Below are 23,152 nucleotides of genomic sequence, written 5' to 3'. Positions count from 1 at the left end.
CATTTCAGGCCGAGACGATCCGCGTCTTCGCCCGACCTTCAGCGCGCGCCCGGTAAATTCTGCCGGGTGATCGGGGGCGCTCGGCAGAAACTGCCGGGCAGAAAGGACGGTAAATCAAGAGTTAACGTGTAAAATCAGTACGTTACGACCGGCAATGCGGCCGTTTCCTGGCCCGGCAATTGCTTCACCCCCACCGAGCAAAAAGCTCCTGGCGTCAAAAGGACGCCGGCGATCACCGAAGTGAAAAAGGACCCGCCAAAATGGCGAACAGCATCAACACCAACTACGGCGCGGCCATCGCGCTGCAGAACCTGAACAAGACCAACGCCTCGCTGGAGACGACCCAGAACCGGATCAACACCGGGATGAAGGTGTCGTCGGCCAAGGACAATGGCGCGATCTTCGCCATCGCCACGACCCAGCGCGCCAACATGGGCGCCATGGACGCGGTGAAAAACTCGCTGCAGCGCGGCCAATCCATCGTCGACGTGGCCCTGGCCGCCGGGGACACGGCGACGTCCGCCCTGGAAGAGATGAAGGCCCTGGCGGTCAACATCGCTTCGTCCACCGGCGACGCGCAGACGGCCTATCTGGCCGACTACAACGCCCTGGGCAAGGAAGTGGCCTCGGCCCTGTCGGGCGCCAGCTTCGACGGCGTCAATCTGTGGACCACCGCCGCCGTCACCAACCTGACCACCAACACCTCGGGCGGCACCTACGCCATCGGTTTCGCCGCCGCGCCGTCGGCCGACGCGACCCTGACGGCGGTGAACACCGGCGCCATCACGGCGGCGAACGCCACAGTCACCAACGTGGACGCCGCGATCAAGACCGTCACCACCAGCCTGGCGACCTTGGGCACCCAGTCCAAGTCGGTGGGCCGTCAGCTGACCTTCGTGGGCAAGCTGCAAGACGCGACGGAGGCCGGCATCGGCAATCTGGTGGACGCCGACCTGGCCAAGGAAAGCGCCCGTCTGACCGCCCTGCAGACCAAGCAACAGCTTGGCGTGCAGGCGCTGTCGATCGCCAACTCGTCCAGCTCGATCCTGATGAGCCTATTCCGCTGAGGCCCGGAGGCGTGATCAGCCTTGGGCGGTCGCGTCATGGCCTTGAAACCGGAGGTCGATCACGGTCGGCCTTCATACCCCGAGCAAAACGCTCCCGTCGCCAAAACGGCGGCGGCCATCACGAAGTGAAGAAGGAGAGCCAAAATGGCTAACAGCATCAATACGAACTACGGCGCTGCGGTCGCCCTGCAGAGCCTGAACAAGACCGCCGCCCAACTGGAAACCACCCAGAACCGGATCAACACCGGCATGAAGGTGTCGTCGGCCAAGGACAATGGCGCGATCTTCGCCATCGCCACGACCCAACGCGCCAACATGGGGGCGATGGACGCGGTCAAGAACTCGCTGCAACGGGGTCAGTCCATCGTGGACGTGGCCCTGGCCGCCGGCGACACGGTCACGTCGGCGCTCGAGGAGATGAAGGCCCTGGCGGTCAACATCGCTTCGTCCGCCACCGGTTCGGACGCGCAGACGGCCTATCTGGCCGACTACAACGCCCTGGGCAAGGAAGTCGACACCGCGCTGAAGGGCGCGTCGTTCGACGGCGTCAACCTGTGGAACACCACCACGGCGACCAATGTGACGACCAACACCTCGGGCGGCACCTACCAGGTCGGCTTCGGCACGACCGACATCGCGGCGGCGACCGGCATCACCGGCGTCACCACGACGGCGACGGCCGCCACGGCGACCACCACCGCCGTGGACGCTGCGATCAAGGAAGTCACCACGCGTCTTGCGACCCTGGGCACCCAGTCCAAGTCGATCGGCCGTCAACTGACGTTCGTCAACAAGCTGCAGGACGCCACGGAGGCCGGCATCGGCAATCTGGTGGACGCCGACCTGGCCAAGGAAAGCGCCCGTCTGACCGCCCTGCAGACCAAGCAACAGCTTGGCGTGCAGGCGTTGTCGATCGCCAACTCGTCCAGCTCGATCCTGCTGGGCCTGTTCCGCTAAGGCCCGGAAGGCCGGGGCGTTTCGGCGTCCCGGCCAAAGGTCTGAAACCCCGAGCAAAACGCTCCCGTCGCCAAAAGGGCGTCGGCCATCACGAAGTGAAGAAGGAGAGCCAAAATGGCTAACAGCATCAACACCAACTACGGCGCTGCGGTCGCCTTGCAGAGCCTGAACAAGACCAACGCCCAGCTGGAAACGACCCAGAACCGGATCAACACCGGGATGAAGGTGTCGTCGGCCAAGGACAATGGCGCGATCTTCGCCATCGCCACGAGCCAGCGCGCCAACATGGGGGCGATGGACGCGGTCAAGAACTCGCTGCAACGGGGGCAGTCGCTGGTCGACGTGGCCCTGGCGGCCGGCGACACGGCGACCTCGGCTCTGGAAGAGATGAAGGCCCTGGCGGTCAACATCGCCTCCTCGACCGGCGACGCGCAGGCGGCCTATCTGGCCGACTACAACGCCCTGGGCAAGGAAGTGGCCTCGGCCCTGTCGGGCGCCAGCTTCGACGGCGTCAATCTGTGGGCCACCGCGGGCGTCACCAATGTGACGACCAACACCTCGGGCGGCACCTATGGCGTCGGTTTCGCGGCCAACATCTCGACGGACGCGGCGCTGGCGGCCGTGAACACCGGCGCGATCACGGCGGCGAACGCCACCACGGCGAACGTCGACGCGGCCTTGAAGAAGGTCACGGACAGCCTGGCGACCCTGGGCACCCAGTCCAAGTCGGTGGGTCGTCAGCTGACCTTCGTGGGCAAGCTGCAAGACGCCACGGAGGCCGGCATCGGCAATCTGGTGGACGCCGACCTGGCCAAGGAAAGCGCCCGTCTGACCGCCCTGCAGACCAAGCAGCAGCTTGGCGTGCAGGCGTTGTCGATCGCCAACTCGTCCAGCTCGATCCTGCTGGGCCTGTTCCGCTAAGGCGAACGGCCGGGCGATCATGAACGGCCGCCCGGCCGAACGTCTCCTACTTCCTTAGAGGAGCGCGGGTTTGTCCGCGCTGGGAGCCATGACAGAGAATGTCGCCAGAATAACAAGCGCGCCTTCGCCCCTGCCTTCGACCGTCGTCGCTACGCCCGAGGTCCAGCCCGAGCCGCGCAACGACAACGCCGACGCCGGCCGCTACCGGCTGACCATCGAGGCCGTCGGGGATCATCGCTATGTGTACAAGGTCCTGGACCGGGTGACGGGCGAGGTGATCCGCCAACTGCCGAGGGAAGAGGTCGAGAAACTGAGCAGCGACCCGACCTATCGGGGCGGAAAGATCGTCGACACCACGGCCTAGAGGCCGCTGTCGCATCGAGGCTTGGGAACGCCGCCGGCTCGCCGGACGGCGCATTCATGGTTTCCGGGCCGTTAACCATCCGCTCACGACTCATGGTTAATGCTGCACGGAACAGAAGTCCCGGGGCTTGAAGCCATGACCAGCATCCATACCAACACCTCGGCGATGATCGCCTTGCAGAACCTGAACAAGACCAGCGACCAGCTGGCCGCGACCCAGAGCCGGGTGAACACCGGCCTGAAGGTTCAGGGCGCCAAGGACAACGCCGCCGTCTGGGCGGTGGCGCAGGGGCAGAGGGCGGACCGCGGGGCGCTGGAAGCCGTCACCACCAGCCTGAACCGCGCGACCTCGATCGCCGACGTGTCGCTGGCGGCGGGCGAACAGATTTCGGACCTGCTGACCGAGCTGAAGGCCAAGGCCACGGCGGCGTCCGACGAAAGCGCCACCCTGGCGATGAGGACCTCCTACAACGACGAATTCCAGTCGCTGCTGAAGTCGATCCAGTCGTTCGCCGACAACGCCATCTTCGACGGCTCCAACATCCTGGACGGATCGGCGACGGCCGGCATCAACTTTCTGGCCAGCGCCGACGGAACCGAGACGATCACGCTGAACCGCCAGGACATGACGCTGAACGGCCTGGGGCTGGGCACGACGCCGGCTGCGCCGGACCTGCTGACCAAGGCCAACGCCGACGCGGCGCTGACGCGGATCAACACGGCCCTGTCGACCAGCACGGCGAATCTGGCGGAACTGGGCGCCCAGGCCAAGCAGATCGAGCGGCACACCACCTATGTGGGCAAGCTCTCCGACGCGCTGGAGGCCGGCATCGGCAATCTGGTGGACGCCGACCTGGCTAAGGAAAGCGCGCGGCTGCAGGCGCTTCAGGTGCAACAGCAGCTGGGCGTCCAGGCCCTGTCGATCGCCAACCAGTCGCCGCAGATCATCCTGTCGCTGTTCAAGGGCTGACGGCCGCTTAAGGGTTCGTTATCGGCCCGCGCCGCAATGTGGAGGGGCGGAGCCGAATGATGATCAACAACAGCTATCTGTTGGGCCTGTACGGCGGGACGACCGATACGTCCTCGCTGTTCGGCGCGCAGACCTCGGCCCAGACCTCGCAAGGGGCCGCCAAGGCCAAACAGACCCAGCCCACGGCGCCGTGGTCGTCAAAGGCCACGACCGCCCCCAAGGCCAGCGACATGGTGCGCGCCGCCCTGGGCGGGCGACGCATCGTCGACGAATCCGCCGTCAATCTGGATCTGGCCGGCGCCTCGGCCGACTATCGCAAGCTGTTCGCGACCTATCAGGCGCTGAACACCCTCGGCGCCCTGGCGGATCGGGCCAACGTCAAGGGGCTGTCGGCCGCAGAGGCCGGGCAGGTCGCCAAGAGGTTCGCCTCGGGCCTGGCGGAACTGTCGGACTATCTGAAGACCTCCAAGTTCGAGGATCTGCGCCTGGTGCAGGGCGTGTCCCAGTCCAAGGTCAAGACCGGCTTCGCCCAGGAGAAGGCGCCCTCCAGCTTCGTCACTCAGCCGATCCACGACGGCGCCCTGAGCGATCCGGTCAAGGCGTTCGAGGGCGACGTGAAGTTCGCCATGACCATCCGCACGGCGGTGGGGACGCGGAGCGTCGACATCGACCTGTCGAACATGGGCGCGACGCCGCGCACGATGGACAACGTCATCGCCCACATCAACGACAGCCTGGAGAACGCCGGCGTCGCGACGCGGGTGGGGCGCGAGGCGATCGAGGTTCAGCCCAAGACGATCAAGAGCGGCGGCAAGACCATCACCCTGCCGGCGGGGCCGGACCAATGGGCGCTGAAGATTTGGGGCGGGGTGGGGGAGACGGTGGGTTTCACGGCCGCCGCCGCCTCCGACGCCGTCTATGTGACGCAGGGCGTCGGGGCCAAGGGCGCGGGCCAGTTGCTGAAGTTCCAGGCCGACGGCGGCGCCGCCCCGGCCGCCCAGCAGGGGGTGGACGATCCCTTCTGGGTCGCGGACCGGGTGGGCCATACCAACCTGCCGGACGGGGTCGCGGCGGTGCGCGCCAGCGCGACGGCGCCCGACGGCTCGGTCTGGGTCGTGGCGGACCTTACCGAGCGGCTGGACAATCAGCCGATCAAGGGCGCGCGCGACGTCGCCCTGATGAAATACGATTCCGCCGGCAATCTGACGCAGACCAAGCTGCTGGGCGCGGCCGGATCGGCCAATGGCTTCTCCATCGCCGTGGACGCCGACGGGCGCGTGGCGGTGGCCGGGTCCGTGACCGGCGCACTGGAACCCGGCAAGAGCGGCGATGTCGCCACCGTAGCCGACAGTTTCGTCACCGTGTTCGACGACACCGGCAAGGAGTTGTGGACCCAGCGACGCGGCGCCAAGGCCGCCGACGAGGCGACCGAAGTCCGTTTCGGCGACGACGGGCGCGTCTATGTCGCCGGGCGAGCCAAGTCGGCCATGCCTGGCCAGGCGGCCCTGGGCGGATGGGACAGCTATCTGCAGACCTTCGAGGAGAGGCCTCTGACGGTCATCGGGCCCGTGGCGGGGGTCAATGTCTCGACCCTGCAGTTCGGTTCCTCCGGCGACGATTCGGTCCAGGCCATGACGGTGTCGGGGTCGGACCTCTACACCGCAGGCGTCGAGAACGGGCGGGCCGTCGTGCGCCGGTTCACCCTGGATGCGGCGGGGATTCCGACCCTGGCGGCGACGCGCGACCTGGGTCTGTTGAGCGGCTCCATCGCCGGGGTCTCGGTCGAGAACGGCCGGGTGGTCGTGACGGGCCAGACCGACAACGCCGCCCTGGACGCCGGGACGGTGACGAACCCCCATGCGGGCGGGACGGATGTCTTCGTCGCCAGCCTGTCCGGCGATCTTCAGGCCGGGGCGGGCGATCGGCTGACCTATTTCGGCGGATCCGGCAACGACACGGCGGCTGACGTGCAGATCAAGGACGGCAAGGTCTGGATCACCGGCACGAACCGGGACGCGGGTGCAGCCAAGACCGATCCGACGCAGGCCTATCTGGCGCGGCTGGATCTGGCGACCGGGACGGTGGAGTACAATCGCACCTGGCGCGGCGACGGCGATCAGGTCACGCCGACCAGCCTGAGCATCGCGGCGGGCGGCGCCAGCGTGCTGGATCGCCTGGGCCTGCCGCAGGGCGAGATCATGCAGGCGGAATCCAAGCTGCTGACCGTCGCCACTGCGGCGCGGGTGGGCGATCAGTTCTCGATCTCGCCGGCGGGGGGCGGCCGGGCCGTGACCGTGACCATCGACGCCAAGGACACGCTGGACACCCTGGCCAAGAAGATCATGACCGCCTCGAATCGGCAGTTGAAGGCGACGGTAATCACGGATTCCAAGGTGGTTCCGCCCGTCCAGAGGCTTCAGATCGTCGCGGCCGACAACAAGGCCGGGGCGGTGATATCGGCCGGCGCGGTGGGCAAGGACGCCCTGGCGGCGCTTGGGCTGTCGCCGGGCTTCGTCGGAAACACGGCGGACAAGTCGATCAAGACCTTCGGCCTGAACCTGGCCAACACCTTGAATCTGAACGATCCCGCCTCGATCAAGGCGGCGACGGAGGCCTTGGCCCAGGCCATGACGGCGGTGCGATCCGCCTACCGCGCCCTGGGGCCGCAGACCACGCCCCAGACCAACAGCCAGTCCGGCAAGGGCGCCTCCACCGCCTATCAGCAGACCCAGTTGGCGAATTTCCAGGCGGCGCTCAATCGTCTGAGCGCCTGATCGCCTCAGCGCGCGGGCGCAGGCTAGGATCGGCGGTTGACGCCCGGCGCCGGCTCGGGGTTATTGGGTCGGCAATCGTGAAAGGCGTCCATGACCCCGCCCAAAGACAACCGCGTCATCATCGCCGTCGGCGCCGGTCTGGTGATCGTCGTCGCTGTCGTTCTGGCCCTGATCTTCACCAGCGGCGGGGACAAGACGCCCGAGCCGCCCCCTGCCTCCAAGGGGGGGCTGACGGTCGATCTGGCCGATGCGCCGTCGCTGGAGCCGACGCGAGAGCTGAAATGTTTCGTGGACGGGCAGTTCGTGGGTCTGGCGACCCTGGCGGACTGCGCCCGGCGCAACGGTCTGGCCACCGACGCCCTGGACGTGGGTCTGGACGAGACCGGGGCCCTGGCCGCCGCCCCGACCGCCGCCTTCGCCCCGCCGCCGCAACTGCCGCCCGTCCAGACGGTCGAGACGCCGCAGGCGACCCCCAGCGTCGAACCGATCTCGCCCAAGCCGACCGCCGCGCCCCCCGCCGCCGGCAGCCCCTGCCTGCGCTATACCGGGTCGGACTGGCGCGTGCTGTCGAACGGCATGAGCCGCGCCGCCTGCGTCCAGGCCCTGTACGCCGGAACGTGCGTGCGGCCGGGCGAGGCGCAGTACGGCCGCTGGGGCGACACGACCCTGCGCCTGGTGCCGCGCCGGGTCGAACAGTCCGGCGACAACACCCGCTTCCGCACCCTGGCCGAACAGGATCGCAACTGCCAATTCCCGGAGCTGAACTGATGCGCGCGACCGCCCTTGTCCTCGTCGCCGGCGCCGCCGCACTGGCCGCCTGCAGCAATGAACCCAAGTTCGAGTTCACGCCCGAGACCTGCTACTATGTGACCCAGCCCGCCGGAAAGCCGCCCGAGTTGCAGAAGCTGGGCGAGAACGTCGCCCAGATCGAACTGTGCGCCGCGCGTCTGGAAGAGATGCGGCTGCGCTTCCTGCGCATGGGCGGCTCCAACCAGGAGGTCACGGGCGCCTATCAGGGCCGGTTCATCTTCATCGACCGCGAAGGCGTGAAGTTCGGCAAGAGCCTGAACGGCAGCCGCTTCTTCGCCATGGCCCGCACGGGCGACGGCCGTCTGGCCATTCCGGGCGCCATCACCCGCGACGAGACGGGGCGGCCCATCGCCGTCGCCGACGAGCCCGAGGCGAAATAGAAAACGCGTCGCAGGCTTGCGTAGCGTGAACAAAGGTGGAACATTTCGTTAATCCACCGATTTGGCGGGTCTGATGTCGAATGCGTCTGGCGGTGATCCGCTTCGGCCCTAAGACATCCGGCTGAATTACGGGGCGGGCGAGAAACGCGCCGCCCTTCGAGAAAAGGAAGTTTCCATGGCGGGCAGCGTCAACAAGGTCATTCTGGTCGGCAATCTGGGGCGCGACCCGGAAATCCGCTCCATGCCCAACGGCGACCGGATCGCCAATCTGTCGATCGCCACGTCCGAGACGTGGCGCGACAAGTCGACCGGCGAGCGCAAGGAGAAGACCGAGTGGCACCGGGTCGTCATCTTCAACGACAATATCGTCAAGGTGGTCGAGAACTATGTGAAGAAGGGCTCGACGGTCTATGTTGAGGGCGCCCTTCAGACGCGCAAATGGACCGACCAGCAGGGCGTTGAGAAATATTCCACCGAGATCGTGGTCAGCCGGTTCAAGGGTGAACTGACCATGCTGGGCGGCCGTTCGGAAGGCGGTTCGTCGGGCGGCGGTTACGGCGGCGGTCGCGGCGATGACGACTATTCCTCGGGCTTCTCGACTGGCGGGGCCAACAAGCCCAGCGGCCCCAAGGAAAGCTACGACCTGAACGACGACATTCCGTTCTAAGGTTTTCGGCGTGGGGCGGGGGCCGTACAGCTATCGCGACGATCCCGCCGTGCCGGACTTTCCGGACGACCGGCCCCTGGTCCTGTTCGACGGGGACTGCGCCCTGTGCTCCGGCTCGGCGCGCAAGATTCTGAAGCATGACCGGGCCGGGGTGTTCCGCCTGGCCCCGACGCAGTCGCACTTGGGACGGGCGCTGCTGGTCCATTATGGGGTGGACCCCGACGATCCCTACACCATGCTGATCGTCCACGACGGCCGGGCGCGCGAGCGGTCGGACGGGGTTCTGGCCATCGCCGCCCGATTGCCCCTGCCGTGGCGGCTGGCGGTCGTGGGACGGATCGTGCCGCGCGTCATCCGCGATACGGCCTATGACTTCATCGCGCGCCGCCGTCGTCGATTTCCCGGTCAGGCCTGGTGCGCCTTGCCGCCTCACGGCGTGGATCTGAAGGATCGGGTGCTGGGATGAGCGGACGAGTGCTGGTGCTGGGCGCCAACGGTTTCATCGGGTCGCACGTCGCGGCGGCCCTGTCCGCCGAAGGCTGGACGGTGCGGGCCGGGGCGCGCCGCATCGCCGAGCCCGCCCGCCGGGCGCCGGCTTTCGACTGGGCAGCGGCCGATTTCGCCAGGCTGACGACGGCCGAGGCCTGGGCGCCGCTGCTGGCGGGCGTGTCGGCGGTGGTGAACTGCGTCGGCGTGCTTCAGGACGGCGGCGGCGACAGCACGCGCGCCGCCCATGTCGACGGGCCGCGCGCCCTGATCGCGGCTTGTGAAGCGGCCGGGGTGCGGCGGTTGATCCATATCTCGGCCGTCGGCGCGGACGCCGAGGCGGGCACGGCTTACGCCCGCACCAAGGCCGAGACCGAACGGCTGGTGGAGGCCAGCGGCCTGGACTGGCTGATCCTGCGGCCGTCGCTGGTGGTGGATCGGGCGGCGTTCGGGGGAACGGGCCTGATCAGGGCGCTGGCGGCCTTTCCGCTGGTCATGCCGGTGGTGGGCGGGGACCAGACCTTCCGCCCGATCCCTCTGGGCGACGTCAGCGCCGCCGTGGTCGCGGCCCTGAAGCCCGACGCGCCGTCCGGCCTGACGCTGGACATGCCGGGGCCGGAGGCTGTGACCATGGCCGACACTGTGCGGCTGTATCGCGGCTGGATGGGGCTGAAGCCGGCGCCGGTGGTGCGCGTGCCGCGGGCCCTGGCCGCGCCGGCCCTGGCGGTCGGCGACCTGCTTGGGCGGCTGGGCTGGTCGTCGCCGATCCGCACCACGGCGATCCGCCAGATGGATCACGACGTGGCTGGTCGCGACAGCGGCTGGGCCGAACGTCTGGGTGTCGAGGCGAGGGGTTTCTCCCGTTTTCTGGCCGAGACGCCGGCCTCGGTTCAGGACGTCTGGCATGCGCGGCTGTGGTTCGTGCGGCCGGTCGCCATCGTGACCTTGGGACTGTTCTGGCTGACCACCGGTCTGATCAGCTTCGGTCCGGGCTGGAACCGTGCCGTCGCCATCCTGCATGAGGGCGGCTATGGCCGACTGGCTGGTCCCATCGCCTGGTGGGGCGCTCTGCTGGACGTGGTGCTGGGGTTGATGCTGTTCGTACGGCCGTGGACGGCGCGGGTGGCCGTCTTCATGTGTCTGGCCACGGTCGGCTATCTGATCGCCGGGACACTCAGCCTGCCGTACTACTGGATCGACCCTCTGGGGCCGTGGCTGAAGGTTCTGCCGATGATGGCGCTGTGCCTGTTCGTTGCGGCGACGGACGCCCGCCGGTGAGCCTCTATGTCCTGCTGAAGATCGTTCACATCCTGTCCGGGGCGGTGCTGTTCGGCACGGGCGCGGGGATCGCCTTCTTCATGCTGCGCGCCAATGCGACCAGGGATGCGAAGACGGTGGCGGATGTCGGCAGGATCGTGGTTCTGGCCGATTTCGTCTTCACCGCCAGCGCCGTGGTGGTCCAGCCGATCAGCGGTCTGGGGCTGATCCATCTGCAGGGCTGGTCCCTGACCAGTCCGTGGCTGCTGGCCGCCTATGGCCTCTATGTGCTGATCGGCGTGTGCTGGCTGCCGGTGGTGTGGATCCAGTATCGGATGATGAAGCTGGCCGAGCAGGCGGTGGGGCAGGGCGCGCCCTTGCCGGCCGCCTATCACCGACTGTTCCGCTGGTGGTTCGCTCTGGGCTGGCCCGCCTTCGCAGGCGTGTTGGCCATATACTGGCTGATGGTGGCCAAGCCGAATTTCTGAACAGGAAACTTCGGGTCATCCAATGTGAACCGACGCGCGCCCGCGAGAATGACATAGGTGGATCATGACCGACGCCGCCCCGCCCGCGCCCGCCAAGCCCCATGCCCTGACCGGGCTGGAGATCGCCGCCATTCTGGCGATCATCGTCGTCTGGGGCGTCAACAACGCCGGGGCCAAGGTCGCGACGGAACATCTGAGCCCGCTTCTGGTCGGGGCGATCCGGTTCGGCATCGCCAGCGCCTGTCTGTTCGCCTTCGTCCGACCGCCGTTCCCCGACTGGAAGAGCCTGCTTATCATCGTTCTGGTGGGCGGCCCGATTCAGTACGGCCTGGTCTATATCGCCTATTGGCTGGCCCATGACGTCAGCCCGGTGACGGTGGCCAACCAACTCTGGATTCCCTTCACCTCCCTGTTCGCCTTCCTGATGCTGGGCGAGCGGCTGAGCCGGGGGGCGATGATCGGCATGGGGGTGGCCTTCGTCGGCGTGGCCTGGATGACGCTGGACGCCCACGCCCTGCAGGACTGGCGCGCCATTCTGGTGGGGATTGCGGCGGGCGCGGCCTGGGCCCTGGCGACGGTGGTGGCGCGGCGCACGACCTCCATTCCGCCGCTGAAGATGCAGGGCTTGCTGGCGGCGGGCACCCTGCCGGTCATGGCCTTCGGCTCTCTGGTGTTCGAACACGATCAGATTCAGGCGATCCAGGCCGCGCCGCCGGTGGTCTGGTTGGCCCTGATCTGGGCCGGGGTGGTGTCGTCGGTTCTGGCCACGACCCTGCTGTTCTGGCTGGTGCAGCGGCGAGAGGCCGGGCGGGTGACGCCCTATCTGCTGGCGACGCCGGTGGTGTCTATGGCCATCGGCTGGGGGCTGATGGGCGATGTGCTGACGCCGCAGATTCTGACCGGCGCCGCCATCGCCATGGGCGGGGTTGTGCTGGTGGCCCTGGCCGAACGGGGCTTGCGTGCGGGGGCGGCGAAGGCTTGATCTGGGCGGGCAAGATTTCGGAGCCTTTGATGACCCACGCCCCAATCGACGCCGAACATGTTTCCCGCCGCTGGCTGGGCAAGGCCACCCGAGACCTGCCCGAGAACGAGGCCGAGGTGGTGCGCAGCGCCGCCGACCGCCGCCCGGTGTCGGAGGACGTCAACGAGACGTTCGACGATCATCTGACGTTCGGAGAGCGGCTGGCCGACCGAGTGGCGTCCTTTGGCGGCTCCTGGCCCTTCATCATCGCCTTCGGCCTGTTTCTGGCGGCATGGACAGGGCTGAACCTGCTTCTGCGGAAGGAAGCGTTCGATCCCTATCCCTTCATCTTCCTGAACCTGGTGCTGTCGATGCTGGCGGCGGTGCAGGCCCCCGTCATCATGATGAGCCAGAACCGACAGGCGGCCCGCGACAGGCTGGACGCGGGCAACGACTACCAGGTCAATCTGAAGGCCGAGATCGAGATCATGGCCTTGTTGGAGAAGGTCGAGCACCTGACGGCCAGGCAGGAGGAACAGACCGCCCTGATCCGCCGCCTGCTGGCCGAACGGGAGGACTGAGGATCAGCTTGCGGTGAGGGCGGCGCAGGCCACCCGGTCGCCGGCGCCGCCAATCGGCTGTGTCGAATGGTCATCGGGATTGGCGTGGATGATGATGGCCGAGCCGTCGGCGTCCCACAGCCATAGACCGGGGCCTTCCGAGGAAATGCGGGCGCGCGTCGTGAACAGTTCGGCGTTCACCTTGCCATCCGGCCCGGCGTAGATGTTGGGCAGGTCGCCGTCGTCAGGGCCTGCGGGGTTCAGAAGCCCGTGAGGCTGTTTCGGCTCGCCGTGATTGATGTGGGCGCCGGAGGAGGTGAAGGGCGCCTCGCAGGCGGCCGTGGCGTGGATGTGGATGCCGTGCCAGCCGGGCGTCAGACCCGAGGCCTCGACCTTGATCAGAAGGCCGGTCGGACCCTGGCGCAGGTCGACGCGGCCGATGTTGGCGCCCTGGGCGTTGACCAGAACAGCCTGGCCGGTCGCGCCCACAGGGGCGCGTTCGGCCTGAACATGGGCGGCGTCGCCGGCCGAGGCGCAGGCGGCGGTGGCGGCCAGGGGGGAGGCGAGGGCGAGGAGGACGGCGAGACGGGAGGCGCGCATGCGAAAAGTCCTTTCAGAGACGGGCTTTCACGGCGGCGTCGCTTTGCCACCGGGCCCCTTGAATGCTAGAAATCGTCACAACGGATCACGTTCCGATTCCGGCCGCATAAAGCCACGCTTCATTGACCGACGACAGCTACGAAAACGCCGCAACCCCGATCAATAGCGGAGGCGGCGGCTCCGACATTTCCACGATCACGATCGAGGACGAACTGAAGCGTTCGTATCTCGACTACGCCATGAGCGTGATCGTCAGCCGCGCCCTGCCTGATGCGCGCGACGGACTGAAGCCCGTTCACCGGCGCATCCTGTATTCGATGCACGATCTGAACATGACGCCCGAGCGCGCCTATTCGAAGTGCGCCCGCGTGGTCGGCGACGTGCTGGGCCGGTTCCACCCCCACGGCGACGCCTCGGTCTATATGGCCCTGGTGCGGATGGCGCAGCCGTTCTCGATGGGGCTGATGCTGGTCGACGGCCAAGGGAACTTCGGCTCGGTCGACGGCGATATGCCCGCCTCGATGCGTTACACCGAGGCCCGGATGGCGCCCGCCGCCGTCGCCCTGATGACGGACATCGACAAGGACACCGTCGATTTCCAGCCCAACTACGACGAGAAGGAGCTGGAGCCGGTCGTTCTGCCGAGCCGGATACCGAACCTGCTGGTCAATGGCGCGGGCGGCATCGCCGTCGGCATGGCGACCAACATCCCGCCGCACAATCTGGGCGAGGTCGTGGATGCGGCCATCGCCCTGCTGGACGATCCGAACGTTTCGGACGACGCCCTCTTGGACATCGTGCCCGGTCCCGACTTCCCCACCGGGGGCGAGATCATGGGCCGCACAGCGCCGCGCAACGCCCTGCGCGACGGCCGCGGCTCTGTGGTCGTGCGCGGCCGCGCCTCCATCGAGGAAATCCGCAAGGACCGCGAAGCCATCGTCGTCACCGAACTGCCCTATCAGGTCAACAAGCAGACCCTGATCGAGCGGATCGCCGAAATGGTGCGCGAAAAGCGTCTGGAAGGCATTTCCGATGTCCGCGACGAGTCCGACCGCCAGGGGATGCGGATCGTCATCGAGCTGAAGCGCGACGCCTCGGGCGATGTGATCCTGAACCAGCTGTGGCGCTACACCGCCATGCAGTCGTCGTTCGGCGTCAACATGCTGGCGCTGAACCACGGACGGCCCGAGCAGATGGGCCTGCGCGCCCTGCTGGAGGTCTTCCTGGACTTCCGCGAGGAGGTGGTGGTCCGCCGGGTCAAGTTCGAACTGGCCAAGGCCCGCGACCGCGGCCATGTGCTGGTCGGTCTGGCCGTCGCCGTCGCCAATATCGACGAGGTGATCCACATCATCCGCTCGTCGGCCGATCCCAGCGAGGCGCGCGAGCGGTTGCAGGACCGCGCCTGGCCGGTCGGCGACATGATGGCGCTGGTCGAGCTGATCGCCGACCCGCGCACCGTGATCGTCGAAGGCGACCGAATCCGCCTGACCGACGAACAGGCCCGCGCCATCCTGGCCCTGACCCTGTCGCGTCTGACCGGCCTGGGCCGCGACGACATCTTCGGCGAGGCGCACGGCCTGTCGGACACCATCCAGGGCCACCTGACCATCCTGTCGGACCGCAAGAACGTCCTGGCCATCATCCGCGACGACCTGCTGGAGGTGAAGGACAAGTTCGCCGTTCCGCGTCGCACCCTGATCGGGGAAGGCGATGGCGAGATGGAGGACGAGGACCTGATCCCGCGCGAGGACATGGTCGTCACCGTCACTCACGGCGGCTACGTCAAGCGGGTGGCCCTGAACGCCTATCGGACCCAGCATCGCGGCGGCAAGGGCCGCAGCGGCATGGCGATGAAGGACGAAGACGCCATCACGGGCGTGTTCAGCGCCTCGACCCACACGCCGGTCCTGTTCTTCGCCACCAACGGCAAGGCCTATAAGCTGAAGACCTGGCGCCTGCCGCTGGGCAATCCGCAGTCGCGCGGCAAGGCCTTCGTCAACCTGCTGCCGATCGAGCCGGGCGACAGCATCATGAACGTCCTGCCCCTGCCCGAGGATGAGGCGACCTGGGGGGATTACGACATCATGTTCGCCACCAGTTCGGGCGACGTGCGCCGGAACAAGCTGTCGGATTTCGCCACGGTCAACCGCGCGGGCAAGATCGCCATGAAGCTGGAAGGCGACGACCGGATGGTCGGCGTCGGCCTGTGCACCGCCGACGACGACGTGCTGCTGACCACGGCGCTGGGGCGGGCGATCCGCTTCAAGGCCGACGACGTGCGGGTGTTCAAGGGCCGGGATTCCACCGGCGTCCGGGGCGTGCGCCTGCAGGACGGCGACGAGGTCATCTCCATGGCCATCCTGGGCCGGGTGGACGCGACGCCGGAAGAACGCTCGGCCTATGTCAAACACGCCAACGCCATGCGCAAGGCCCTGGCCGGGGCCGATGGCGAGGAAGACGCCGCCCCGGTCGAGGCCGATGACGAGGCGACCGCCGACGCGGTCCTGTCGGTCGAACGGATCGCCGAACTGGGCGCGGCCGAACAGTTCATCCTGACGGTCACGGACACCGGCTTCGGCAAGCGGTCCTCGGCCTATGAATATCGCCGCACGGGTCGCGGCGGGCAGGGGCTGACGGCGCACGGTCTGGGCGGTCGCGCGGGCACCCGCCTTGCGGCGGCCTTCCCGGTCGAGGAAACCGACGATCTGCTGCTGGTCACATCGGGCGGCCAGATGATCCGCACCCGTATCGATCAGGTCCGCATCGTCGGCCGCTCCAGCCAGGGCGTCACCATCTTCCGCACCGGCAAGGACGAAAAGGTCGTCTCGGTCGAACGCCTGCCGGAAAGCGGCGGCGACGATGCGGAAGTCGCGGGCGACGAGGGCGAGGGCTGATCAGCCGCGCCTATCCCCGCCTTCGCCGGGATAGGCGGCATGGAGCCGCCAGTGGACATCCTGATCGACGGTCTGCCCGCCACGCCCGCCGACCTGGCTCACCAGGCCCTGGTCAACTACGGCGCCTACACCTCCTTCCGGGTCGAGGCAGGGGCGGTGCGCGGCCTCGATCTGCATCTGGCGCGGCTGGAGCAGGCGGCGGTCGAACTGTTCGGCGACAGCCCTGGCGAGGACGAACTGCGCCGTCTGATGGCGCTGGCGGTCGGCGGCCGTGACGCCTGCTGGCTTCGGGTCAGCCTGTTTTCGCCCGAGATCGGCCATCGCGCGCCGTCCTTCGTCGGGCGGCCCAGGGTGATGACCGTGGTTTCGCCCGCGCCGCCGCCGCTGGCGACCAGCGCACGGGTCATGAGCCTGCCCTATGAACGGGAAGCCCCGCATTTGAAGCATCTGGCCACCCTGGGCCTGATCCACGCCCGGCGTGCGGCGCGGGCCGCCGGCTTCGACGACGCCCTGTTTGTGGATCGGAACGGCTGCGTGTCCGAAGGCGCATTGTGGAACATCGGCTTCGTCCAGGGGGATCGTATCGTCTGGCCGCAGGCGTCGATGCTGGCCGGCGTCGCCCAGACGCTGATCCAGCGAGGACTGGCCCGGGAGGGCCTGGTCTCTGAACGTCGTCCGGTCGCCTTGTCGGACGTCGCCGCCTTCGACGGCGCCTTCCTGTGCAACAGCGCCACGCCCGTCTGTCCGATCACAGCCGTCGACGCCGTCGTCTTCCAGCCCGATCCGGCGATCCTGACCCGGATCGCCCAGGCCTGGGCGGCTCAGCCGCCGCAGATCCTGGGATGACGAAGGCGTCAGGCCGCTAGGCCGCCGATTTCGCACCTGCTAAACGACCACAAACGGCAGGCGAAACGCCGGGGAGACACGCCATGCGCATCGGCCTTTATCCGGGCACCTTCGATCCCGTGACGAACGGGCATACGGACATCGTCAAACGCGCGCTGAAGCTGGTCGACCGGCTGGTCATCGGCGTGGCCCAGAACGACGAAAAGGGGCCCCTGTTCACCACCCAGGAGCGGGTCGAGATGCTGGAGACCGAGATGGCGGCCTTCGGCGGCGACATCGTGGTGCGGCCCTTTTCGACCCTTCTGATGCATTTCGCCGAAGAGGTTGAGGCCAATGTCATCGTGCGCGGCCTGCGGGCCGTCGCGGACTTCGAATACGAGTTCCAGATGACGGCGATGAACCAGCGCCTCAATCAGAACATCGAGACGGTGTTCCTGATGGCGGATCCGCGCCACCAGGCCATCGCCTCGCGGCTGGTCAAGGAAATCGCCCGTCTGGACGGCGCGATCGACAGTTTCGTCAGTCCCGCCGTCGCCGAGCGCGTGCGGGCCAAGGTCAAGGGTCTGGGATGAGGACGGGCATGCGTCTGGGAATGATGGCGGCGACGGCCGTGCTGGCGGCGTCGGGCCTGATGCTGTCGGATCTGGGAACGACCCCGGCCAGGGCGCAGACAGCGGCTGCGACCGCCGACTGGCGCACGGTGGCCCCGGAAAACCTGCTGGTCATCGACACGGCCAAGGGCCGCATCCTGGTCGAGCTGTCGCCCGTGGCGGCGCCGAACCATGTCGAACGCATTCGCACCCTGGCGAACCAAGGCTTCTACGACGGGCTGAAATTCCATCGGGTCATCCCCGACTTCATGGCCCAGACCGGCGATCCCAAGGGCACGGGCGAGGGCGGCAGCGAGTTGCCGGACCTGAAGGCCGAGTTCAGCTTCCGTCGCGGGCGTGACGCGGGCTTCGCCCAGGTTCCCGACGTCGGAAACGGCGTGTTCGGCCTTGTCGGAACCCTGCCGGTCCAGACCCAGCCCGACGCCCAGATGATGATCACGGCCGACTTCAAGGTGGAGGCGCACGGCCTGTTCTGTCCCGGCGTGCTGGGCATGGCGCGCTCCGGCCAGCCCGACAGCGCCAACAGTCAGTTCTTCCTGATGACCGGCGAAAAGGATCTGCTGAACGGCCAGTACACCGCCTTCGGCCGCATCGTGTCCGGCCTGGACGTGGTCAAGTCGCTCAAGAAGGGCGGCGAGGCCGACGACGGCAAGGTGACGGATCCCGACGTCATGACCCATGTGCGCATGGCCTCGGCCCTGCCGGAGGCGCAGCGCCCGACGGTGCGGGTGATGGACGCCCGCAGCCCCGCCTTCGCGCAACGCCTGGCGGCCGAACGCGCCCAGCACGGCGCAGGCTTCACGATCTGCGATGTGCAGCCGGTGGTCGAGGTGACGGGCGGCTGAGATTCCCTGGGGAGGGGACCGTTGTGAGGACATTCAGAGCGAAGGGCCTGACCGGCCTGTGGTCGAGCCTGATCTTCGGGCTATGCGCGTCGGCGGCCGTGGCCCAGGAGACCGCGACCCCGCCGCCGCCGGCTGAATGGCGCACCATTGCGCCGGAAGACCTGCTGGTGATCGACACGAACAAGGGGCGGATCCTGGTGGAATTGGCGCCACAGATCGCGCCGGCGCATGTCGAGCGCATCCGGCTGCTGGCCGCGCGCGGCTTTTACGACACGCTGAAATGGCACCGGGTCATCGACTGGTTCATGGCCCAGACGGGCGATCCCTTGGGCACCGGAGACGGCCAGAGCTTCTATCCGGACCTGAAGGCCGAATTCACCTTCCGACGCGGGGCGGACATGGCGTTCACGCCGGTGGCGGCGCCGGCCGGCGCCCTGGTCGGCTTCGTCGGCTCCGTGCCGGTCCAGACCCAGCCCGACGCCCTGATGGCCGGCACGGGCGATCACAAGGTGCACGGCTGGGGTCTGTATTGCCCGGGTGTGGCCGGCATGGCGCGCGACGAGGGAAACGACACCGCCAACAGCCAGTTCTTCCTGATGCGCCAGGCCTATCCGGCGCTGGACAAGCGCTACACCGTCTGGGGGCGGGTGGTGTCAGGACTGGACGTGGTGCGGGCGCTGAAGGCCAGCCCCAACCCCGACGGCATCGTGGACGGTCCCGATCAGATGACGCGGGTCCGTGTCGCCGCCGACCTGCCGACGGCCGAACGGCCCAGCCTGCAGGTGTTGAACACGGCCTCGGCGACCTTCCACACCATCGTGGAGCAGGCGCGGCAGGCGCGCGGGGCCGACTTCTCGGTCTGCGACATCGAAATCCCGTCGCGGGAGACGCCGGCCGCCTAAGCGCCGTTGCGGCCCGCGCCGTTTCCACGCCCGCGCCGGCGTCGGCGGCGCTTTGGCTTGCGGTCCTCGCGCATCCGCTGGAGCAGCAAACCCTCGCGAAGGCCCCGGTCCGCCACGCGCACGCGGTTGGAGGGCCAGGCGCGTTGAACCGCCTCCAGGATGGCGGCCCCGGCCAGGACCAGGTCGGCGCGGTCCGGGCCGATGCAGGCCTCCTTGGCCCGCCCTTCCGGCCCCAAAGCCTTCAGCCGCTCGGCCGCCGCCTCGCAGTCGCCGCGCGTCATCCACAGACCATCGACCCGGTCGCGATTGTAGCGGGGCAGGTTCAGATGGATGCCCGCCAGGCTGGTGATCGCGCCTGACGTGCCGACCAGATGGGCGCGATCCTGACGAAACAGCTCCAGCATGGCCGGGTCAGAGACGCCGCCCGCCGCGATGGCCGCGCCCATGTCGGCGACCATGGCCTCGTACCAGGCCTCTCCGGCGTCGGCGGGCTCGGGGTGGCGTTCGGCCAGGGTGACGACCCCCAGCGGCGCCGACATCCAGGCGGTGGTGGTCCAGTCCGCGCCGTCGCGCTTCAGCCAGGACATTTCGGTGGAGCCGCCGCCCACATCGATGATCAAAACGGCCTCGGCCTTGGCGTCGATCAGGTTCAGGCAGCCCTCGACCGCCAGGCGCGCCTCTTCGGCCGGGTCGATGATGCGCAGCCGCAGGCCGGTGCCTTTGCGCACCCGTTCGACGAATTCGGCGCCGTTCTCGGCCGCGCGACAGGCCTGGGTGGCCACGGCGGCGAGGCGGCCGGACTCGACGCCCTTGCGCATGATCCGTTCGGCGCACAGGGCCAGGGCGTCATAGGCCCTGTCCATGGCGCGCGGGTCCAGAAAGCCGGTGCGCGACAGGCCCTCGCCCAGCCGCACGATGCGGCTGAAGCTGTCGACCACGCGAAAGCCTTCGCGGGCCGGCCGCGCGATCAGCAGCCGGCAATTATTGGTCCCCAGATCGAGCGCGCCATAAAGCGGCGCGTCCCGACCCGACGCATCCCGCGAGCGGGAAGGCTGGGACCGCTCGTCGCGCCGTGCGGGCGCGCCGTGGGTCTCCGGCATGGGCCGTCATCCGATGTGGGCGGTCCGAAGCGGCGCCCGTCGGAACCAGCCTAGCGCGGCGGGATCGTCCGCGCCAAGCCATTCTGTCAGGAAGATGAACGGCCCGTACCGGCGGGGGTCATGGCGCGAGGCGCAAGGTCTCTGCATGACCCAGATTCGCACCGCCCGTTTCGCCATCGGCCAGGCCGTCCGCCACCGCGACGACGCCTTCAAGGGCGTGGTCATGGATGTCGACCAAGCCTATGCCGGTCCTGCCGTCGATCTGGGCCTTCTGCGGGCCGATCAGCCCTTCTATCGCGTGTTCGCCCTGGGCGACGACGGCGGCTTCATCGCCTATGCCGCCGAATCGTCGCTGGAGGCTGGCGGTCGGGCCCTGGACCCTGGCGAGATCGCACGCTGGTTCGCCACCGATGACCAAGGCCATCACGCCCCGCTTGACGCGGGCCTGCACTGACGGTTGGAAGGCCCGGTCGCCGGGCCTAGGATGGGCCCAAAGAGGAGCGTCCCATGTCCGACTTCGAACACGTCTTCGAACAGCCGCCGGAAGGCGCCGCCGCCGACTGGACCATCCCCCAGAACTGGGCCGCCTATACCGAGGTCGAGCACCAGACCTGGGACACCCTGTACGCCCGCCAGATGAAGATATTGCCGGGCCGCGCCTGCTCGGCCTTTCTGAACGGGCTGAAGGCGCTGGACCTGAACGCCGGCGGCATCCCCGACTTCGACGTCATCAACCCTAAGCTTCAGGCCCTGACCGGCTGGACCGTGGTGTGCGTGCCGGGGCTGGTGCCGGACGAGGTCTTCTTCGACCATCTGGCCAACCGCCGCTTCGTCTCGGGCCAGTTCATCCGCAAGCCGGATCAACTGGACTATCTGCAGGAACCGGACATCTTCCACGACGTCTTCGGCCATGTGCCGATGCTGACCGACCCGGACTTCGCCGCCTATATGGAGGCCTATGGCAAGGGCGGACAGCGGGCGGCGTCGTTGGGGATGCTGCCCAACCTGGCGCGGCTGTACTGGTACACGGTCGAGTTCGGCCTGATGCAGGAGGCGGACGGCCTTCGCATCTATGGCGCGGGCATCGTGTCCTCGGCGACCGAGAGTGTGTTCGCGCTGGACGACCCGTCGCCGAACCGCCTGGGCTTCGATCTGGAGCGGGTGATGCGGACCCTGTACCGGATCGACGACTTCCAGCAGGTCTATTTCGTCATCGACAGCATCGAGGCGCTGAAGGCCGTGACTCTCCAGGATTTCGGCCCGGTATACGCCGCGCTGAAGGGACAGGACGATCTGGCCATCGAGACCATCCTGCCCAGCGACCAGGTCTTCACGCGCGGCACCCAGGCCTATGCGGAACGCGGCGGCCGGTTCGCGGCCTGACCGCCGTCAGGTGTGGGTGATCAGGCTGTTGTGCCGCGTGTCGCGCATGCGGATGAAGGTGATCAGCGACACCCCGATCATGCCGGTCACATACCAGAAGAAGACGCTCTCCATCCCCGCGCCCTTGAACCACAGGGCCACATACTCGGCCGTGCCGCCGAACACCGCATTGGCGATGGCGTAGGGCAGGGCGACGCCGAGGGCGCGGATGTGGGCGGGGAACAGTTCGGCCTTCACCACCGCATTGATCGCCGTATAGCCCGACACGATCACCAGCCCGGCCAGCGCCAGTCCGAAGGCCGCCAGCGGGCTTTCGACCCGCGACAACAGGGTCATGATCGGCACGGTGCAGAGCACGCCCAGCACGCCGAAGGCGACCATGACCGGCCGCCGTCCGATCCGGTCGGACAGCGCCCCGACGGCGGGTTGCAGCAGCATGAAGATGAACAGGGCCGCCGCGCTGATCTCGGTCGCGGTGTTCTTGGAAAACCCGCTCGTATTGACCAGGAATTTCTGGAGGTAGGTCGTGTAGGTATAGAAGGCCAAGGTGCCGCCGGCCGTCAGGCCGAGCACCATGAAGGCCTCCTTGGGTGTTTGACGAACAGTTGGACGGCGCTGGACTTGGGCTTGTCCTTGACGTCTTCGGCCTTGTGCGTCTCGTCCAGTCGCCGACGCAGCCAGAAGACGATCACCGCCAGCGCCGCACCGACGAAGAAGGGAATGCGCCAGCCCCAGCTCGCCAGCGCCGTCTCGCTGAGCGTGTTCTGCAATACGATCAGAAGCAACAGGGCGATCAGTTGGCCTGAGATCAGGGTGACGTACTGGAAGCTGGACCAGAAGCCGCGCCGGTGCGGCTCGGCCATTTCCGACAGATAGGTGGCGCTGGAGCCGTATTCGCCCCCGACGCTGAGGCCCTGCAACAACCGCGCGAACAGCAGCAGGGCGGGCGCCGCAAGGCCGATGGTCGCATAGCCGGGCGTCAGGCCGATGATCAGCGAGCCGGTGCACATCAGCGTCACCGACAGCGTCAGACCCGCCTTCCGTCCCTTGCGGTCGGCGTAGACGCCCATGATCCAGGCGCCGATGGGCCGCATCAGAAAGCCGACCGCGAACACGGCGGCTGCGCTCAGAAGTTGTGCGGTGGCGTCTTCGCTCGGGAAGAAGACCGGCGCGAAATACAGGGTGAAGGCCGCATAGGCGTACCAGTCGAACCACTCCACCAGATTGCCGGCCGAACCGCCGACGATGTTCCGAAGGCGGCGGGCGGGGCTCATGGTCGCCTCGGCGGGCGTATCGGCGGTCATCGGCGC

At 67.8% G+C, this 23,152-nt stretch carries 25 protein-coding genes; 21 read left to right on the top strand and 4 right to left on the bottom strand.

From position 1 onward, the window contains the following. Window positions 1-260: 260 nt before the first annotated feature. From ACWPV3_RS13770 to ACWPV3_RS13705, 14 genes are all read left to right on the top strand, one after another. Window positions 261-1,067 carry a flagellin gene (locus ACWPV3_RS13770; RefSeq protein ID WP_312733277.1) on the top strand — a complete coding sequence of 269 codons (807 nt, stop codon included), beginning with the start codon at window positions 261-263 and terminating at the stop codon, window positions 1,065-1,067. Between the two features lie 144 nt (window positions 1,068-1,211). After that, window positions 1,212-2,024, top strand: coding sequence for a flagellin (locus ACWPV3_RS13765; RefSeq protein ID WP_312733279.1), 813 nt, complete (start codon window positions 1,212-1,214; stop codon window positions 2,022-2,024). Window positions 2,025-2,138: 114 nt separating this feature from the next. Further along, window positions 2,139-2,945: a flagellin gene (locus ACWPV3_RS13760; protein WP_312733281.1), complete on the top strand. Its 807-nt coding sequence runs from the start codon at window positions 2,139-2,141 to the stop codon at window positions 2,943-2,945. 88 nt (window positions 2,946-3,033) lie between these two features. Continuing rightward, window positions 3,034-3,309, top strand: coding sequence for a flagellar protein FlaG (locus ACWPV3_RS13755; protein WP_453978220.1), 276 nt, complete (start codon window positions 3,034-3,036; stop codon window positions 3,307-3,309). Between the two features lie 135 nt (window positions 3,310-3,444). Then, window positions 3,445-4,278, top strand: a complete 834-nt coding sequence (locus ACWPV3_RS13750; RefSeq protein WP_292087557.1) for a flagellin — start codon at window positions 3,445-3,447, stop codon at window positions 4,276-4,278. A 56-nt stretch (window positions 4,279-4,334) separates the two neighbouring features. Continuing rightward, a complete protein-coding gene (locus ACWPV3_RS13745; protein ID WP_453978219.1) occupies window positions 4,335-7,052 on the top strand; it encodes a transcriptional regulator in 2,718 nt (905 codons plus the stop codon). Window positions 7,053-7,142: 90 nt separating this feature from the next. Beyond that, window positions 7,143-7,820 (top strand): hypothetical protein, encoded by a 678-nt coding sequence (locus tag ACWPV3_RS13740; protein WP_453978218.1) that lies wholly within the window; start codon window positions 7,143-7,145, stop codon window positions 7,818-7,820. Next, window positions 7,820-8,242, top strand: a complete 423-nt coding sequence (locus ACWPV3_RS13735; RefSeq protein WP_453978217.1) for a hypothetical protein — start codon at window positions 7,820-7,822, stop codon at window positions 8,240-8,242. The genes ACWPV3_RS13740 and ACWPV3_RS13735 overlap by 1 nt, the downstream gene beginning before the upstream one ends. Before the next feature lie 175 nt (window positions 8,243-8,417). Continuing rightward, complete coding sequence (gene ssb / locus ACWPV3_RS13730; RefSeq protein WP_292087561.1) at window positions 8,418-8,909, top strand: single-stranded DNA-binding protein; 492 nt, start codon at window positions 8,418-8,420, stop codon at window positions 8,907-8,909. A gap of 10 nt (window positions 8,910-8,919) precedes the next feature. Beyond that, entirely contained in the window at window positions 8,920-9,375 is a 456-nt protein-coding gene (locus ACWPV3_RS13725) for a thiol-disulfide oxidoreductase DCC family protein (protein ID WP_453978216.1), read from the top strand. Then, entirely contained in the window at window positions 9,372-10,673 is a 1,302-nt protein-coding gene (locus tag ACWPV3_RS13720) for an SDR family oxidoreductase (RefSeq protein ID WP_453978215.1), read from the top strand. Before ACWPV3_RS13725 ends, ACWPV3_RS13720 begins: the two co-directional genes overlap by 4 nt. Next, entirely contained in the window at window positions 10,670-11,140 is a 471-nt protein-coding gene (locus ACWPV3_RS13715; protein WP_453978214.1) for a DUF2269 family protein, read from the top strand. Before ACWPV3_RS13720 ends, ACWPV3_RS13715 begins: the two co-directional genes overlap by 4 nt. Window positions 11,141-11,204: 64 nt before the next feature. Next, window positions 11,205-12,122 (top strand): DMT family transporter, encoded by a 918-nt coding sequence (locus ACWPV3_RS13710; RefSeq protein WP_292087566.1) that lies wholly within the window; start codon window positions 11,205-11,207, stop codon window positions 12,120-12,122. Between the two features lie 29 nt (window positions 12,123-12,151). Beyond that, window positions 12,152-12,682: a DUF1003 domain-containing protein gene (locus ACWPV3_RS13705; protein WP_453978213.1), complete on the top strand. Its 531-nt coding sequence runs from the start codon at window positions 12,152-12,154 to the stop codon at window positions 12,680-12,682. Between the two features lie 3 nt (window positions 12,683-12,685). Here ACWPV3_RS13705 and ACWPV3_RS13700 read toward each other — a convergent pair whose 3' ends face one another. Beyond that, window positions 12,686-13,261, bottom strand: a complete 576-nt coding sequence (locus tag ACWPV3_RS13700; RefSeq protein ID WP_453978212.1) for a superoxide dismutase family protein — start codon at window positions 13,259-13,261, stop codon at window positions 12,686-12,688. Window positions 13,262-13,383: 122 nt separating this feature from the next. Here ACWPV3_RS13700 and gyrA point away from each other — a divergent pair, with 122 nt between their 5' ends. The 5 genes from gyrA to ACWPV3_RS13675 all read left to right on the top strand — a co-directional run bounded on the left by gyrA (window position 13,384) and on the right by ACWPV3_RS13675 (window position 19,359). Then, window positions 13,384-16,155, top strand: a complete 2,772-nt coding sequence (gene gyrA, locus ACWPV3_RS13695) for a DNA gyrase subunit A (protein WP_453978211.1) — start codon at window positions 13,384-13,386, stop codon at window positions 16,153-16,155. Window positions 16,156-16,194: 39 nt separating this feature from the next. After that, the gene (locus ACWPV3_RS13690) at window positions 16,195-17,001 is read left to right on the top strand and encodes an aminotransferase class IV (RefSeq protein WP_453978210.1); all 807 of its coding nucleotides are present in this window, start codon (window positions 16,195-16,197) and stop codon (window positions 16,999-17,001) included. Window positions 17,002-17,084: 83 nt separating this feature from the next. Next, window positions 17,085-17,573 carry a pantetheine-phosphate adenylyltransferase gene (gene coaD, locus ACWPV3_RS13685; protein WP_292087573.1) on the top strand — a complete coding sequence of 163 codons (489 nt, stop codon included), beginning with the start codon at window positions 17,085-17,087 and terminating at the stop codon, window positions 17,571-17,573. An 8-nt stretch (window positions 17,574-17,581) separates the two neighbouring features. Next, window positions 17,582-18,457: a peptidylprolyl isomerase gene (locus ACWPV3_RS13680; RefSeq protein ID WP_292087574.1), complete on the top strand. Its 876-nt coding sequence runs from the start codon at window positions 17,582-17,584 to the stop codon at window positions 18,455-18,457. 23 nt (window positions 18,458-18,480) lie between these two features. Next, entirely contained in the window at window positions 18,481-19,359 is an 879-nt protein-coding gene (locus ACWPV3_RS13675; protein WP_453978209.1) for a peptidylprolyl isomerase, read from the top strand. Here the strand turns inward: ACWPV3_RS13675 and ACWPV3_RS13670 are convergent. Continuing rightward, window positions 19,356-20,459 (bottom strand): Ppx/GppA phosphatase family protein, encoded by a 1,104-nt coding sequence (locus ACWPV3_RS13670; protein ID WP_453978208.1) that lies wholly within the window; start codon window positions 20,457-20,459, stop codon window positions 19,356-19,358. The genes ACWPV3_RS13675 and ACWPV3_RS13670 overlap by 4 nt on opposite strands. A 145-nt stretch (window positions 20,460-20,604) precedes the next feature. On the opposite strand from ACWPV3_RS13670, the gene hspQ reads away from it, so the two are divergent. Together hspQ and phhA are read left to right on the top strand one after the other, a co-directional pair. Then, a complete protein-coding gene (gene hspQ / locus ACWPV3_RS13665; RefSeq protein ID WP_312733312.1) occupies window positions 20,605-20,913 on the top strand; it encodes a heat shock protein HspQ in 309 nt (102 codons plus the stop codon). 53 nt (window positions 20,914-20,966) lie between these two features. Next, entirely contained in the window at window positions 20,967-21,842 is an 876-nt protein-coding gene (gene phhA, locus ACWPV3_RS13660; protein WP_453978207.1) for a phenylalanine 4-monooxygenase, read from the top strand. A gap of 6 nt (window positions 21,843-21,848) precedes the next feature. Here phhA and ACWPV3_RS13655 read toward each other — a convergent pair whose 3' ends face one another. Together ACWPV3_RS13655 and ACWPV3_RS13650 are read right to left on the bottom strand one after the other, a co-directional pair. Next, window positions 21,849-22,418 (bottom strand): MFS transporter, encoded by a 570-nt coding sequence (locus ACWPV3_RS13655; RefSeq protein ID WP_453978206.1) that lies wholly within the window; start codon window positions 22,416-22,418, stop codon window positions 21,849-21,851. After that, on the bottom strand, window positions 22,403-23,146 hold the full coding sequence (locus ACWPV3_RS13650) for an MFS transporter (protein ID WP_453978205.1): 744 nt from the start codon (window positions 23,144-23,146) through the stop codon (window positions 22,403-22,405). The genes ACWPV3_RS13655 and ACWPV3_RS13650 overlap by 16 nt, the downstream gene beginning before the upstream one ends. Window positions 23,147-23,152 lie beyond the last annotated feature (6 nt).

The sequence above is a fragment of the Brevundimonas sp. Marseille-Q4549 genome, assembly GCF_976940555.1.
The sequence above is the reverse complement of the archived record's forward strand: the minus strand, read 5'-3'. Positions and strand labels throughout refer to the sequence as shown.